Here is a 13,439-nt window from a genome sequence, read left to right on the forward strand (position 1 = left end):
GCGTTGAGAGTGCGTTCGCTGCGTTACTCGGCGACCGTCTGCACGACGTTGCCGATCGGCCGGCCCGTTGCGATCGGCTTCTCGGTCTTCGCCATCATCGCGTCGTATTCGGGCAGCGTCTCGAGCTGGGTCTTGGCCTTCATCCAGACCACCTTGTAGCCGCCGGCCTTCAGCTTGCGGAGCAGCGTCGGCAGCGCCTGTGCGGTGTGCTTCTGGAGGTCGTGCATCAGGATGATGCCCTTGTGCTCCTTGTCGAGCTTGGTCATCACATTGTTGATCACCTCGTCCGCGCTCTTGGACTTGAAGTCGTTGGAGTCGACGTCGACCGAGAACATCGCGATGTTGCGGGTGCCGAGATAGGCCGTCGTCGCCGGGGTGTGCGCCAGCGCCGGGAAGCGGAAGAACGGCGCGGGATTACTGCCCAGCGCCAGCTTTACCGCACTGAAACCCTTCTCGATCTCGTCCTTGGCCTGCTGCTCGGTCAGCTTCTTGCTGGCGAGATGCGCATGCGACCAGGTATGGGCGCCGATGGTGTGGCCGGCGGCGGCGACCTGGCGCAGGATGTCCGGGTGATAGGTGGTGTGCAGGCCGATCGGGAAGAACACCGCCTTGGTGCATTCATCGGCCAGCGCCTTGAGCACGGCCGGCGTGGTCGGCCACGGACCGTCGTCGAAGGTCAGCACGACCTCCTTGTCGGTCAGGAAGTCATACTGCTTGTACTGCAGGAAACCGAAGCCCGGGCCGCCATTGGTGTCGACCACGACGGTGCGGCTGATGCCGAGCGCATCGGGGTTGGCGCATTTGGGCGCGGCCGCGACGGGGGCCGGCATCGGAGCCGGAGCAGGCGTGGCGGCCGGTGCCGCGGCCTGGGTAGCATCGGCGCGCTTCGACAGCGCGGCGGTCGTCTCGACATCGTCCTTGGCGGCCTGTTTTGCCGCCGCAGGCAGCGGAACGGCCTTGGCCGCAGCCGTGGTTTGCGGAGGAGCCGCGTCGGCACGCGGCGAGGAGGTCCAGAACCACACGCCGGCGATCACGATCGCCGTTACAACACTGGCCAGCATCAGGCCCAACGCACTACGCATCGCTACACACTCTCTCGGAACTTAAGGATACGCCACAGCCGTAACGAGCGATTAATGCCAACAAGGTCTTAACGCGATCCCAACAAGGCGCCGGAAGGACAAGAAAAAGCGGGTCTTACCCATGCGTGATGACCGTCACAGTCGGTTTCAAGCTTCTTCGCGGCATGGAAACGCTATAGAACCGGCGTCGCATTCCCTGGAGCCGTTTCCGCTGCGATGAAATCGGAACGCGGCTCCGGATTCCCTATTTGACGCGTTTTCTTCACGCGAACCGGCACCCCTTCGCGGAAACGCTAGAGAGGCTTTGAGAGATGACCCGATTTCTGTTTGCCGTCGTGCCGCTTGTTTTGTTGACGTCGGCCGCCTCGGCACAGCAGCAGGGGCGCGATGCCTGCTCGCGCGATGCCTCGCGGTTCTGCCGCGCCCATCTCAGCGAGGGCGATCAGGTCGTGCTGGCGTGTCTGAAGGAGCATCGCAGCCGCCTCAGCAAGGCCTGCCAGCAGACGCTCGCCGATCACGGGCAGTAAATTCAATCGTCGTCATTCCGGGTTCATGCTTCGCATGCCCCGGAATGACGACACGGCCTACGTACTGCTCCCCGCCGCGGTCGCGACCACCGGGATCACCTCCTTGGCGGCGCGGTCCGGGGTCTCGTCCTTCCAGCGCACCGATCCGAACGGACGCTCCAGCATCCGGCGCACGCGGATCGGCTCGGCGCCGATGTGGAAGTCGGCCGCCTTCTGATGCAGTTCGCGCTCGATCTGCGTGGCGCGGTTGCGCTGGCGCAGGAAATCGAGCCAGGTCGGGCAGTGATAGCGCTCGGTCCACAATTCGGGATCGGCGATGTCGCGGGCGATCGACCAGCCATAGGCGCCGTTGCGCTGGCGGCTGAGCTGCACGTCCTGCATCACATTGTGGAAGGCGCGGGCATTGTCCTGCGCCACCCGGTATTCGATCTCGACCACCAGCGGCCCGCTGCGCCCGCTCAGTTGCAGCCGCACCTCGGGATCGGCCAGCGCATCCGTCGCGTCCTCGTTGCGTGCGCCGATCGGCGGCATCCTGAGCCAGATGCCGAGCAGCGGCGACAGCAGCATCAGACCAGCGGAGATCAGCAGCGCCATCTCGACGCCGCCGACGTCCGTGATGCGGCCCCAGCACCAGCTGCCGATCGCGATGCCGCCGGCGATCGCGGCCTGGAAGGCCGCCAGCGAACGGCCCGCGACCCAGCGCGGCGCGGAGAGCTGCACACCGATATTGAACAGCGCGATCGCCAGCATCCACACCGCTCCGGCAACCACCAGCGCGGCGGCGGTGATCACCGGCTGCTTGCTCACGGCAACCGCGGCGATCGCCGCGCCCATCGTCAACGCACAGACCCGTATGGCGGCTTCGCCGCTGAGCCGGCTGCGAATCTCGCTGATGTTGAGCGCGCCGATCACCGCGCCCATGCCGAAGGCGCCGAGCATGATGCCGTAGGTCTGCGCGCCGCCGTGCAGGAGGTCGCGCGCCACCAGCGGCATCAGCGCCGAGACCGATCCGCCGATGATGCCGGTCACCATGGTGCGGGTCAGCACGATCTTGATCGACGGCGAATTGGTGATGTAGCGCACGCCGGAGACGATGGCGCGGTTCAGCCGCTCGCGCGGCAGCCGCGACGGCTCGCTGACGCGATTCCACAGGAACAGTACGACGAGCAGCGGCAGATACAGTACGGCATTGGCGGCGAAGGCGGCCACGGCGCCCGCGGACGCCACCACGATGCCCCCGATCGCCGGACCAAAGCTGCGCGCGATGTTGTAGCTGATGCCGTTGAGCGCGACGGCGGCCGGCAGCGTCTCCGGCGGCACCTGCTCGCTGACCGAGGATTGCCAGGCCGGGCCGAACAGCGCCATGCCGCTGCCGACGACGAAGCACAGCGCGAGCAGGATGTTCGGCGTTACCAGATTGAGCCAGGCCAGCACGGTCAGGATGGTGGCGCCGGTCAGCGCAATCGCCAGCGACACCAGCGCGACGATGCGGCGGTCGTGCATGTCGGCGATGGCCCCGGCCGGCATCGAGATCAGCATCACCGGCAACATCAAGGCGGTCTGCACCAGCGCGACCTTGTCGGCCTCCGAGGTCATCTGCGTCATCGCCCAGGCCGCGCCGACGCCCTGGATCAAGATGCCGAGATTGGAGAGCAGGCTCGCGAGCCAGATTCGCCTGAAGATTGAATGCCGCAACGGTGCAGTGATACTGTCGGAGCGATCACGCGGTTCGGTCATATCCTGTTCCGGTTGGCCTGCTATGGCGTGTTGGACGATTCCGGCTGCACCAACTGATGCCCGCGAAACGCGTGTCCTGTCCAGCGATTACGGCATTCTTGGCGGCGATAGGACACAGCTAAAGCTCTGAAAGACCTCAGGAAGGCTTCGGAGTAGGCTTGGGGAAGGCTCGGGGAGGGGGACCAATGGCGCTGTCGCGGCGGAGAGTTTTGCAAGGGGCGGGCGCCCTGTCCCTGCTGGCCGGCCGCCTCGCCCCGGCCTTGGCGCAGTCTGCTCAGCCGGCGCTCGCCGGCGACACCCCGCCGATCCTGTTCGTGCATGGCAATGGCGATCATGCCGCGCTCTGGATGACGACGTTCTGGCGGATGGAATCGAACGGCGTGCCGCGCGAGCGCATGGCGGCGATCAACTTCACCGATCCGCTGGCGCGCAGTGACGACAAGATCGAGCAGGCGAGCCGCTCCTCGACCGAGGACCAGCGCCGCGAGCTCGCCGAGGCGATCAGGGAGCTGAAGCAGAAGACCGGCGCGCCGCGGGTCGCGCTGGTCGGCAGTTCGCGCGGCGGCAATGCGATCCGCAATTACATCAAGAATGGCGGCGGCGACATCAGCCACGCAGTGCTGTGCGGCACGCCCAATCACGGTGTGTATGCGTGGGATGACGGGCTCGGCAACGAGTTCAACGGGCGCGGTCCGTTCCTGCGCGGGCTGAACGATGGCGACAGCGAAGTGACCGCTGGCACCCTGTTCTTGACGCTGCGCAGCGACGGCCTCGACAAATATGCGCAAGCCGACGGGCGCTTCGTCGGCAAGCCGGGCACGCCGACCAACGTCACGACGGAAGGCCCGGCGCTGAAGGGCGCGACCAATCTGGTGCTCGGCGCGGTCGATCATCGCGAGACCGCCTTTCATCCGCGCGCCTTTCGCGAGATCTACAAATTCATCGCAAGGCACGAGCCGTCGCGGATCGAGATCGTGCCGGAGACGGCGGTGAGGCTGAGCGGCCTCGTCACGGGCACGCCCGGCGGCGTGCCGACCAATCGACCGGTGCCGGGGGCTACGGTCGACATCTATCGTGTCGCGGCGGAGACCGGCGAGCGCATTGGTGGCCCGCTGCACAGCTCGCAGACCGGCGCCGACGGCCGCTGGGGTCCGGCGCAGGTCGACCCGTCGTGGCCGCTCGAATTCGTGCTGACGGCGCCTGGTGCGGCGACGACGCACATCTATCGCTCGCCGTTTGTGCGCTCGTCCGAGATCGTGCATCTGCGCGCGGCGCGGCCGCTGGGGCCGGCCGATGCCGGCGCAGGCGCGGTCGTGCTGATGTCGCGGCCGCGCGGCTATTTCGGCCTGCCGCGCGATATCGTGCTGTTCGACGGCAAGGAGCCGGCCGATGTAAAACCCGGCGTGCCGACGGATTCGGTGACGACGCTGCGGCTGGCCGCGGCCGATCTCGGCCGTCCGGTCGCCGCGATCTTCAACGGGGAACGCATGATGATGCGGGCCTGGCCGGCATCGGAAAATCGGATTGCGGTCGCCGAGCTGACTTATTAGGTCTGGTGGAGGGTCCGCGCGCCGTCTTGGCGCCGGGATCGCATGGCCGGATCGGCCGTTGCGTGAGGCAGGAAGCGAGGACCATGAGCATAGCCGAAGTCTACGATATCACGGTCACGCGACGTCCCCTGGTCCCGCCGGCGCCGCCGCGCGCGCCCGCCGACATGGGCGCGTTCCAGCGGATGCGGGTGATGCGCAACTCGCCGATCGAGACCTGGGGCCAGCGCGCCTATGAGGACGACATCGTCCAGGGCCGCTTCCTCAACCACTCGAGCTTCATCCTCAACACGCCGGATGCGATCCGCCACGTGCTGGTCGACAATTACGAGAACTACACCCGCACGCCGGCCGGCCTTCGCGTGCTGCGTCCGATGCTGGGCGAGGGGCTATTGATCGCCGAAGGGCGTGCGTGGAAACACCAGCGCCGCACGCTGGCGCCGGCGTTCACGCCGCGCGCCGTGACGACGCTGGTGCCTTACATGATTGCGGCGGTCGACGAGACCATCGCCAAGCTGAAGTCGGCGAGTGGCGGCCCGGTCGATCTGCGCGAGGCGATGCAGCGGATGACGCTGGAGATCGCCGGCCGCACCATGTTCTCGTTCGGCATGGATCGCCACGGCGCCGCGCTGCGCGATTTCGTGATGGAGTATGGCGATACGCTGGCGCGGCCGCACATGCTCGATCTGGTGCTGCCGTTGAACTGGCCGACGCCGCAGGATTTCCGCCGCGCCCGTTTCCGCAAGCGCTGGACCGCGTTCGTCGGCATGCTGATGGCCGAGCGACGTGCGGCCGGCAAGGATGACAACGCGCCGGCCCGCGACCTGTTCGACCTGATGGGCGCCGCGCGTGATCCTGAAACCGGCGAGGCCTTCACCGATGCCCAACTCGGCGACCAGGTCGCCACCATGATCCTGGCCGGCCACGAGACGACTGCGACCGCGCTGTTCTGGGCGCTCTATCTATTGGCGCTCGATCCCCTAACTCAGGAACAGCTGGCGGCAGAAGTCACGAGCGCGGCGACGTCTGGCGCGCTCGACATCGAGCGGCTGAAATTCACCCGCGCGGTGATCGACGAAACCATGCGGCTTTATCCGCCGGCGTTCCTGATTGCGCGTGCGGCGGGCGGTCCCGATACCATCGCGGGCCGTCCGGTCAGGAAGCGTGACGTAATCCTGATCGCGCCGTGGCTGTTGCACCGGCACGAGAAGCTGTGGCGCGATCCGAACGCGTTCGTGCCGTCGCGTTTCATGACGGGAACGCCGCCCGATCGGTTCGCCTATCTGCCGTTCGGCGTCGGCGCGCGGGTCTGCATCGGTGCGCATTTTGCGCTGGTCGAGGCGACGCTCGCGCTTGCGAAGATCATCGGCGCGTTCCGCGTCGCGCTGGCGGACAAGGATCCGGTGCTGCCGGTCGGCGTGGTGACGACACAGCCGAACCGTTCCCCGGTGTTTACGATCAAGCCGCGCTGATCTTGCGCGGCGGTGTCCCAATGCTCATCTAGGGGCTCACCATGAGCGATACGCAGGCCCATTTCGCAGTCCTCAGGCAGACGACCGATCCGGCCGTGGTCGATGCCATGCAGCAGCTGATCGCGGACGGCCATGATCGGGATCTCAATCGCATCAATCTGCTGGATTTTTCGAGCCGCACCGGGCTCGACCAGGAGAAGGTGATCTCCGGTTTCCTGCATGCGTCGCGGCTCGGCCTGTTCGACATGAGCTGGAATGTGCTGTGCCCGGGCTGCGGCGGCGTGCTCGATGCGCATTCGACGCTGAAATCGTTGCGTCATGACGACTACAATTGCGCGCTGTGCGCGGCTGGTTACGAGGCGTCCGTCGACGATCTGGTCGAGGTCGCGTTCACCGTCAGCCCGCGCGTGCGCCGCATCGGCGCGCATGATCCGAACACGCTGCCGATCTGGGAATATGTCCGCCAGATGTTCTGGAGCTCTGGCATCGAGCTCAACGAAGATTCGCTGGAGCGCCTGCTCAAGGAGGTGACGCTGGAATCGCTGGAATTGCCCGCCGGCGAAAAGGCGCTGCTGTCGCTGCAATTGCCGAAGCAGTTCCTGATCGTGTTCGAGCCGGTGACGCACTCGGCGCATTTCTTCGACGTGCAGGGCGAGCCGACCACCGAGCGCCAGCAGTTCTCGATCGTGTTCAACAAGCTGCAGGCGCCGACCGGCACCACGGTGCTGCGGCCGGGGCCGCTGCGGCTGTCGCTGGACAACCAGACCGACACCCGCGTGCTGCCCGCTGTTTGGGTAGCGGCCGATGCGCTGCATGAGCTGCTCGGCAAGCGCAAGCCGATCCTCACCGCGAAGCGGATGCTGTCGAACCAGACCTTCCGTGATGTGTTCAAGGCCGACAACCTCACGGTCGACCAGCGGCTGAAGATCACCGCGCTCACCTTCCTGTTCACCGACCTCAAAGGCTCGACCGCGCTCTATGAACGGGTCGGAGATCTCGCCGCGTTCGATCTGGTGCGCGCGCATTTCCACGCGCTGCTCGAGATCATCGCTTCCGAGCACGGCGCCGTCGTGAAGACGATCGGCGATGCCGTGATGGCGACCTTCATCCGGCCAGAGCATGCATTGTCGGCGGGCCTGCGCATGCGGGCGGCGATGAAGCAGCTCAACACCGAGCGCGGCAAGGAAGATCTGATCGTCAAGATCGGCATCCATGAGGGGCCGTGCCTTGCGGTGACGCTCAACGAGCGGCAGGATTATTTCGGCCAGACGGTGAATATCGCCGCCAGGGTGCAGAGCCTGTCGACGTCGCAGGAAATCCATTTGACCCAGCCGGTGATGGAATCGGCTGAGGTCGCGGGCATCCTCGATCGCGCCGCGATCAAGCCGATCCAGAAGGAAGCGGCACTGCGTGGCATTGCCGACAAGCTCGTGGTGTACGAGATACCGTGGTCATATTGCTGAAACGTAATGCTTGCCGAAACGTAATGTCGCAGCGGGAACCTGCGCGGATTGCACCGGTTCTGTTTCCACGCCATATAGATTTCAACGGAGCATGATCCGGACATGCGTGTAGCCGGAAAGATCACGCTCAAATCAGGCAGGCTTCATTCCACAGAGAGAACGATGCTCGACGGACTTCGCCAATTCATTGCCGATATCGTTTCCCCCGACGCCCAGGCCGACCGCACCTTCGATGACGGCGACTATCGCCTGGCGGCGACCGCGCTGCTGGTGCATGTCGTCTCGCTGGACGGCGAGCCGACGCCGGCCGAGACGCGCAAGCTGCACGGCCTGATCGAGAGCCGTTTCCAGCTCGACCGCGGCGCGGCCGACAAGTTGATCGCCTCTGCCATGCGTGTCGAGGGCGAGGCCGTCGATCTCTATCACTTTACCAGCGTCATTATGCGCTCGGTGAACGAGGAGGGACGGCTGCGCATCGTCGAGATGATGTGGGAGCTGGTCTATGCCGATGGTCAGGTCAGCGAGTTCGAGGACAATGTGGTCTGGCGCGCCGCCGATCTGCTCGGCATTTCCTCGCGCGACCGCATCGATCTCAAGCATCGGGTCGCCGAGAAGCAGGCGGCGCTACCAAAGGGCCCCTGGGGCACCGCGGACGCCGCAATCTGACGCGATTGCCCGCGCCGGCGGAGGCATCGTCACCGGTATCAGGGATGACGAAATTTTAATGTCCGCCGCGATTGTGGGCGATCCGACTGAAAATCTGGCGTTTCATCACAAAACCAGTGCCTCGCGACTGTCCACAAGCTTACACACGGCTTGCGTCCCACCGCATGCCTATGCTCTCGTCGCCTTGTTGGGGACCTCACTAGAATTTGCAGTAAGAGTTTGAAACGTGACCGAGCGTGTGACGCTGATAACCGGGGCATCGGCGGGCATAGGCACCGAACTGGCGCGCGTGTTTGCATCGAATGGTCACCGTGTGGCGCTGGTGGCGCGTCGCGCCGACCGCCTGAAGGCGCTCGCCGACGAGCTCGGGGCCAAGGGCGGCGCAGCGCCGATTGTGATCCCCTGTGATCTCCAGCACGCCGATGCGGGCGACCGGATCGCGCAGGCCCTGACCGACGCCGGGGTCGAGGTCGAGTTTCTCGTCAATAATGCCGGCTTCGGCCTGTTCGGCCGCGCCATCGAGCGCGACCGCGCCGAGCAGCTCAACATCATCAACGTCAACATCCGCGCGCTGACCGATCTGACGCTGCGCTTTGCCGACCAGCTGATCCGCAACCGCGGCGGCATCCTCAATCTCGGCTCGATCGCCGGATTCCTGCCGGGCCCCGGCATGGCCGTGTACTACGCCAGCAAGGCTTATGTGCTGTCGTTTACCGAGGCGTTGCGCTGTGAGCTGGCGCCGCAGGGCGTGCGTGTCACCGTGGTTTGCCCGGGCCCGGTACCGTCGGAGTTTCAGGATCGCGCCGGGTTTGCCCCTGGATTCGATTCCGCCATCCTCAACGTTTCGCCGGAAGAGGTGGCCCGCCAGGCCTATAGCGGGTTGATGGCCAACAAGCGCGCGGTGCTGCCTGGCGCCTTCATCAAGCTGGTGCCGTTCCTGCTCCGGCTGTTTCCGCGCTCCTTTATCCTGACGGCGGTCGGCGGATTTCAGCTCCGCAAGCGCTAGCTGTCCCTGAAAAGCCCCACTCGTCGCCGCTAAGACTGTTTCTGGCCCGCGATTTGCTTCGCCTGGGTGTGCGCAAACTCACACGATGTTAACGACCACTTAGCTATGATCGCGCCTTACGTGCCGAAACTTTAAGCAGAGGCAATGTCGTTCCGGTCTGACCAGAGCCGTGTCGTGGTGCCCTTCGCCAGCCGAAGGCCGGCCGCGGTCACGCCCAAGGATCAGATTTTGGATCAGGTGTCGCTGCGGCCGGTGCTGATCGTGCTGCATCAGGAGACGTCGACTCCCGGCCGGATCGGCAACGCCCTGCGCGCGCTGGGCTACCGTCTCGACATCCGCCGCCCGCGCTTCGGCGACGCGCTGCCCGAAACGCTCGACGCGCATGCCGGCGCGGTGATCTTCGGCGGTCCGATGAGCGCCAATGATGGCGACGACTACGTGCGGCGCGAGATCGACTGGATCGCCGTTCCGCTGCGCGAGCAGCGCCCGTTCCTGGGCATCTGCCTCGGCGCGCAGATGCTGGCGCGGCAGCTCGGCGCCAAGGTCGCGCCGCATCCGCAAGGCCGTGTCGAGGTCGGTTATTATCCGGTCAGGCCGACCGAGGCGGGCCGCGCGCTCTGCCCCAACTGGCCGGCGCGGGTCTATCACTGGCACGGCGAGGGATTTCAATTGCCCGCCGGCGCCGACCTGCTCGCGGCGGGCGATGATTTCCCGGTGCAGGCGTTCCAGTTCGGCAACGCCTTCGGCCTGCAATTCCATCCCGACGTGACCTACGCGATGATGCATCGCTGGACCACGCGAGGTTGCGCACGGATGGATTCGCCGGGCGCACAACCGGGCCATCTGCACTTCGCCGAGCGTGCCGTCCACGATGCCGCCGAGCGCGCGTGGCTGAAGCATTTCATCGACGGCTGGATCGCGCGCGTGCCCCAGCGGCAGCTGCTGCAGGCCGCGGAATAGCCGCCACGCGGAATTTCGCGTCGGCTTTTCATTCTCGTGAATGTGTTACTGTCGGCCGCCGCGCGCAGGCCGCATCGCCGCGCGTATCAATAACAACAAGGCACAGGGAGATCGCCGTGAGCTACGAGCACATCCTCTATGAGGTCAGCGACCGGATCGCGACCATCACGCTCAATCGCCCCGATCGCATGAATGCGTGGACCGCGATCATGGAGCGCGACGTGCGCCACGCCATGGAGGCGGCGGCCGACGACGACAACGTTCGCGTCATCGTGCTGACCGGCGCGGGCCGCGGCTTCTGCGCCGGCGCCGACATGGACGCGCTGAAGGGGATCGATCCCAACGAGGTCAGGCGCGGCGAGAACATCCCGTTCGACATGAACCGTCGCGCCGACTGGCAGACGCGCTACGCCTACTACCCCGCAATCAGGAAGCCGGTCATCGCGATGCTCAACGGCGCCACCGCCGGCATCGGCCTGGTCCACGCGCTCTATTGCGATTTGCGCTTCGCCGCCGACACCGCGGTGTTCACCACCGCCTTCGCGCGGCGCGGCCTGATCGCCGAACACGGCATCAGCTGGATGCTGCCGCGGATCGTCGGCCACGCCAACGCGCTCGATCTGTTGATGTCGGCGCGCCGGGTGTCGGCGGAGGAGGCGCTGCGCATCGGCCTCGTCAACCGGCTCTCCTCGCCGGAGAAGCTGCGCGAGGAAACCTATGCCTACGCCCGCGACCTCGCCGATTTCGTCTCGCCGAGCGCGATCGCGGTGATCAAGCGCCAAGTCTATGACGTGCCGTTCCAGACGCTCGCCGAAGCCACCATCGATGCCAACCGCGAGATGCAGATCGCGCTGAAGGGCAATGATTTCAGGGAAGGCGTCGCGAGTTTCGTCGAGAAGCGGCCGCCAAGGTTTACCGGGACGTGATAGGGAGGGGGCTAACGGATAAAGTCTGTCTCCGCCCCTTGGGCTTCGCCGGACACCACGCTTCGCCCTCCAGGCCCCTGCGCGGCTACGCCACGCGTAGCCCGATGGGCGAAGCGTGGTGGAGCCAGGCGGGATCGAACCGCCGACCTCGTCATTGCGAACGACGCGCTCTCCCAGCTGAGCTATGGCCCCATCGCGGCCGGGTGTTGCTGAGTATCCCGGCCGTCAGTCGGGCGCCATTTACAGTCCCGTCCAAGGTCAAGTCAAGAACGGTGAAAGCGCGGTTTTCAGCCCGTCCCGCCGGGAACTTCCCTTGTTTGCGGGGGGATGAACCGATATCTAGGGCGTGATCCCGACCCGGCGGACCGCCCGAGCGCCCAGTGCATAGCGGTTTTCCGAAACGATCCTGCTCAAACAAGAAGCGCGATGGCGGCTCCGTCCGGTCTCGTTGCGCTTCAATCGGTTGTCTTACCCGCGAGCCCCCCTCACATGCGCGCTGTTCTCGACATCGTCATCATCATCCTCGACCTCTATGTCTGGCTGCTGATCGCCTCCGCCATCCTGTCCTGGCTGGTCGCCTTCAATGTGGTCAACACGCGCAACCAGTTCGTTTCTGCGGTGGCCGAGTTCCTCTACCGGATCACCGAGCCGGTGCTGCGGCCGATCCGCAACGTGATGCCGAATCTGGGCGGGCTCGATATCTCGCCGATCATCGTGATCCTGATCATCATGTTCATCCAGCGGGTGATCGCCTATTACATCTATCCCAACGTGATCTGACCCTTTCTCGACGGGGCCTTGATGGATCCGTGGCGCTATTCCACCGAGGGCATCAGCATCGCGTTGCGCGTGACGCCGCGCGGCGGCCGCGACGACATCGACGGGATCGAGACGCTGGCCAACGGCCGTTCGGTGGTGAAGGTGCGGGTGCGCGCCATCGCCGAGGGCGGCGAGGCCAACCGTGCGGTGACTGAGCTGCTGGCCAAGGCGCTCGGCGTGCCGAAAGCCAGGGTGAAGCTGTTGTCCGGCGCCACCTCGCGGCTCAAGCAGGTCGCGGTGGACGGCGATCCGAAAGGGCTCGGCGATACATTGAGGAAGCTGACCGCGGCCAAGCCGAACCAGCAGACAAGGGACTGACATGACTGCCCGCATCATCGACGGAAAAGCCATCGCCGCCGAGCTTCGCGCCCGCGTCGCCGACGAGGTCGCCCGCGTCAAGCGCGACCACCAACTCACGCCGGGGCTCGCTGTCGTGCTGGTCGGCCATGATCCCGCGAGCGAGGTCTATGTCCGCAGCAAGCACACCCAGACCCAGGCCGCCGGCATGGCCTCGTTCGAGCACAAGCTGCCGGAGGATGTGTCGCAGGCCGATCTGCTGGCGCTGATCGCTCGGCTCAACCGCGATCCCATGGTGCATGGGATACTGGTGCAGCTGCCGTTGCCGAAGTCGCTGCACACCGAGACCATCATCAACGCGATCGATCCGGCCAAGGACGTCGATGGCCTGCACCCCAACAATGCCGGCCGGCTCGCCGGAGGCTTGGCCGCGCTGTCGCCCTGCACGCCGCTCGGCTGCATCATCCTGACCAAGAGCGTGCACGCCTCGCTCGAAGGCATGAACGCGATCGTGATCGGCCGCTCCAATCTGGTCGGCCGTCCGCTGGTGCAATTGCTGCTGAACGAGAACGCGACGGTGACGATCGCGCATTCGCGCTCGCGCGATCTGCCAAGGCTCTGCGCCCAGGCCGATCTGGTCTATGCCGCAGTCGGCCGGCCCGAGATGGTGCGGGGCGACTGGCTGAAGCCGGGCGCGACCGTGATCGATGTCGGCATCAACCGCATCCCGGTGCCCGGCGGCAAGCCGAAACTGGTCGGCGATGTCGCGTTCCAGGAAGCCCTCAATGTCGCCGGCGCAATCACGCCGGTGCCCGGCGGTGTCGGGCAGATGACGGTGGCGTGCCTCCTGGTCAACACGCTGCGCGCCGCCTGCGCGATTGCCGGCCTGCCGGCGCCGGCGGTGTAGCTCTTACCTCGCCCCGCTTGCGGGGAGAGG

Annotated in this window: 13 protein-coding genes and 1 tRNA gene; 11 read left to right on the plus strand and 3 right to left on the minus strand. The window is 65.8% G+C overall.

Translation table 11 applies throughout. The features are described 5' to 3' along the window. Nucleotides 1-23: 23 nt before the first annotated feature. Nucleotides 24-1,082, minus strand: a complete 1,059-nt coding sequence (locus tag AKL29_RS06945) for a polysaccharide deacetylase family protein (RefSeq protein WP_050383563.1) — start codon at nt 1,080-1,082, stop codon at nt 24-26. 311 nt (nt 1,083-1,393) lie between these two features. Between AKL29_RS06945 and AKL29_RS06950 the strand changes: the two genes are divergently transcribed. Then, the gene (locus tag AKL29_RS06950; RefSeq protein WP_016842076.1) at nt 1,394-1,609 is read left to right on the plus strand and encodes a cysteine rich repeat-containing protein; all 216 of its coding nucleotides are present in this window, start codon (nt 1,394-1,396) and stop codon (nt 1,607-1,609) included. A gap of 57 nt (nt 1,610-1,666) precedes the next feature. On the opposite strand, the gene AKL29_RS06955 is transcribed toward AKL29_RS06950, so the two are convergent. Next, complete coding sequence (locus AKL29_RS06955) at nt 1,667-3,346, minus strand: MFS transporter (protein WP_028337390.1); 1,680 nt, start codon at nt 3,344-3,346, stop codon at nt 1,667-1,669. Nucleotides 3,347-3,531: 185 nt separating this feature from the next. Between AKL29_RS06955 and AKL29_RS06960 the strand changes: the two genes are divergently transcribed. The 7 genes from AKL29_RS06960 to AKL29_RS06990 all read left to right on the plus strand — a co-directional run bounded on the left by AKL29_RS06960 (nt 3,532) and on the right by AKL29_RS06990 (nt 11,386). Next, on the plus strand, nt 3,532-4,896 hold the full coding sequence (locus tag AKL29_RS06960) for a hydrolase (protein WP_050383564.1): 1,365 nt from the start codon (nt 3,532-3,534) through the stop codon (nt 4,894-4,896). A gap of 83 nt (nt 4,897-4,979) precedes the next feature. Continuing rightward, nucleotides 4,980-6,365 (plus strand): cytochrome P450, encoded by a 1,386-nt coding sequence (locus AKL29_RS06965; RefSeq protein WP_050383565.1) that lies wholly within the window; start codon nt 4,980-4,982, stop codon nt 6,363-6,365. A gap of 41 nt (nt 6,366-6,406) precedes the next feature. After that, nucleotides 6,407-7,828: an adenylate/guanylate cyclase domain-containing protein gene (locus AKL29_RS06970; RefSeq protein ID WP_050383566.1), complete on the plus strand. Its 1,422-nt coding sequence runs from the start codon at nt 6,407-6,409 to the stop codon at nt 7,826-7,828. A gap of 162 nt (nt 7,829-7,990) precedes the next feature. After that, nucleotides 7,991-8,494: a tellurite resistance TerB family protein gene (locus AKL29_RS06975; protein ID WP_016847256.1), complete on the plus strand. Its 504-nt coding sequence runs from the start codon at nt 7,991-7,993 to the stop codon at nt 8,492-8,494. A gap of 226 nt (nt 8,495-8,720) precedes the next feature. Next, entirely contained in the window at nt 8,721-9,500 is a 780-nt protein-coding gene (locus AKL29_RS06980) for an SDR family NAD(P)-dependent oxidoreductase (RefSeq protein WP_028337386.1), read from the plus strand. A gap of 144 nt (nt 9,501-9,644) precedes the next feature. Beyond that, nucleotides 9,645-10,460: a glutamine amidotransferase gene (locus tag AKL29_RS06985; protein WP_050383567.1), complete on the plus strand. Its 816-nt coding sequence runs from the start codon at nt 9,645-9,647 to the stop codon at nt 10,458-10,460. A 116-nt stretch (nt 10,461-10,576) separates the two neighbouring features. After that, complete coding sequence (locus AKL29_RS06990; protein ID WP_050383568.1) at nt 10,577-11,386, plus strand: enoyl-CoA hydratase; 810 nt, start codon at nt 10,577-10,579, stop codon at nt 11,384-11,386. Between the two features lie 116 nt (nt 11,387-11,502). Here AKL29_RS06990 and AKL29_RS06995 read toward each other — a convergent pair. Continuing rightward, nucleotides 11,503-11,578, minus strand: a tRNA-Ala gene (locus AKL29_RS06995). A gap of 297 nt (nt 11,579-11,875) precedes the next feature. Here AKL29_RS06995 and AKL29_RS07000 point away from each other — a divergent pair. From AKL29_RS07000 to folD, 3 genes are read left to right on the plus strand one after another with little or no spacing between them, the layout of a single operon-like run. Further along, nucleotides 11,876-12,166 (plus strand): YggT family protein, encoded by a 291-nt coding sequence (locus AKL29_RS07000; RefSeq protein WP_016847252.1) that lies wholly within the window; start codon nt 11,876-11,878, stop codon nt 12,164-12,166. 21 nt (nt 12,167-12,187) lie between these two features. Continuing rightward, nucleotides 12,188-12,523 (plus strand): DUF167 domain-containing protein, encoded by a 336-nt coding sequence (locus tag AKL29_RS07005; RefSeq protein ID WP_016847251.1) that lies wholly within the window; start codon nt 12,188-12,190, stop codon nt 12,521-12,523. Between the two features lies 1 nt (nt 12,524). Beyond that, on the plus strand, nt 12,525-13,409 hold the full coding sequence (gene folD, locus AKL29_RS07010) for a bifunctional methylenetetrahydrofolate dehydrogenase/methenyltetrahydrofolate cyclohydrolase FolD (RefSeq protein ID WP_050383569.1): 885 nt from the start codon (nt 12,525-12,527) through the stop codon (nt 13,407-13,409). The last annotated feature ends 30 nt before the right edge of the window (nt 13,410-13,439 follow it).

Origin of the sequence: Bradyrhizobium pachyrhizi, from assembly GCF_001189245.1 — a bacterium.
GTDB lineage: Bacteria > Pseudomonadota > Alphaproteobacteria > Rhizobiales > Xanthobacteraceae > Bradyrhizobium > Bradyrhizobium pachyrhizi.

What these genes read in the sequence shown, in the direction of transcription:
- AKL29_RS06945 (WP_050383563.1), bottom strand. Translation starts at nt 1,082, where the DNA reads ATGCGTAGTGCGTTGGGCCTGATGCTGGCCAGTGTTGTAACGGCGATC.
- AKL29_RS06950 (WP_016842076.1), top strand. Translation starts at nt 1,394, where the DNA reads ATGACCCGATTTCTGTTTGCCGTCGTGCCGCTTGTTTTGTTGACGTCG.
- AKL29_RS06955 (WP_028337390.1), bottom strand. Translation starts at nt 3,346, where the DNA reads ATGACCGAACCGCGTGATCGCTCCGACAGTATCACTGCACCGTTGCGG.
- AKL29_RS06960 (WP_050383564.1), top strand. Translation starts at nt 3,532, where the DNA reads ATGGCGCTGTCGCGGCGGAGAGTTTTGCAAGGGGCGGGCGCCCTGTCC.
- AKL29_RS06965 (WP_050383565.1), top strand. Translation starts at nt 4,980, where the DNA reads ATGAGCATAGCCGAAGTCTACGATATCACGGTCACGCGACGTCCCCTG.
- AKL29_RS06970 (WP_050383566.1), top strand. Translation starts at nt 6,407, where the DNA reads ATGAGCGATACGCAGGCCCATTTCGCAGTCCTCAGGCAGACGACCGAT.
- AKL29_RS06975 (WP_016847256.1), top strand. Translation starts at nt 7,991, where the DNA reads ATGCTCGACGGACTTCGCCAATTCATTGCCGATATCGTTTCCCCCGAC.
- AKL29_RS06985 (WP_050383567.1), top strand. Translation starts at nt 9,645, where the DNA reads ATGTCGTTCCGGTCTGACCAGAGCCGTGTCGTGGTGCCCTTCGCCAGC.
- AKL29_RS07000 (WP_016847252.1), top strand. Translation starts at nt 11,876, where the DNA reads ATGCGCGCTGTTCTCGACATCGTCATCATCATCCTCGACCTCTATGTC.
- AKL29_RS07005 (WP_016847251.1), top strand. Translation starts at nt 12,188, where the DNA reads ATGGATCCGTGGCGCTATTCCACCGAGGGCATCAGCATCGCGTTGCGC.
- folD (WP_050383569.1), top strand. Translation starts at nt 12,525, where the DNA reads ATGACTGCCCGCATCATCGACGGAAAAGCCATCGCCGCCGAGCTTCGC.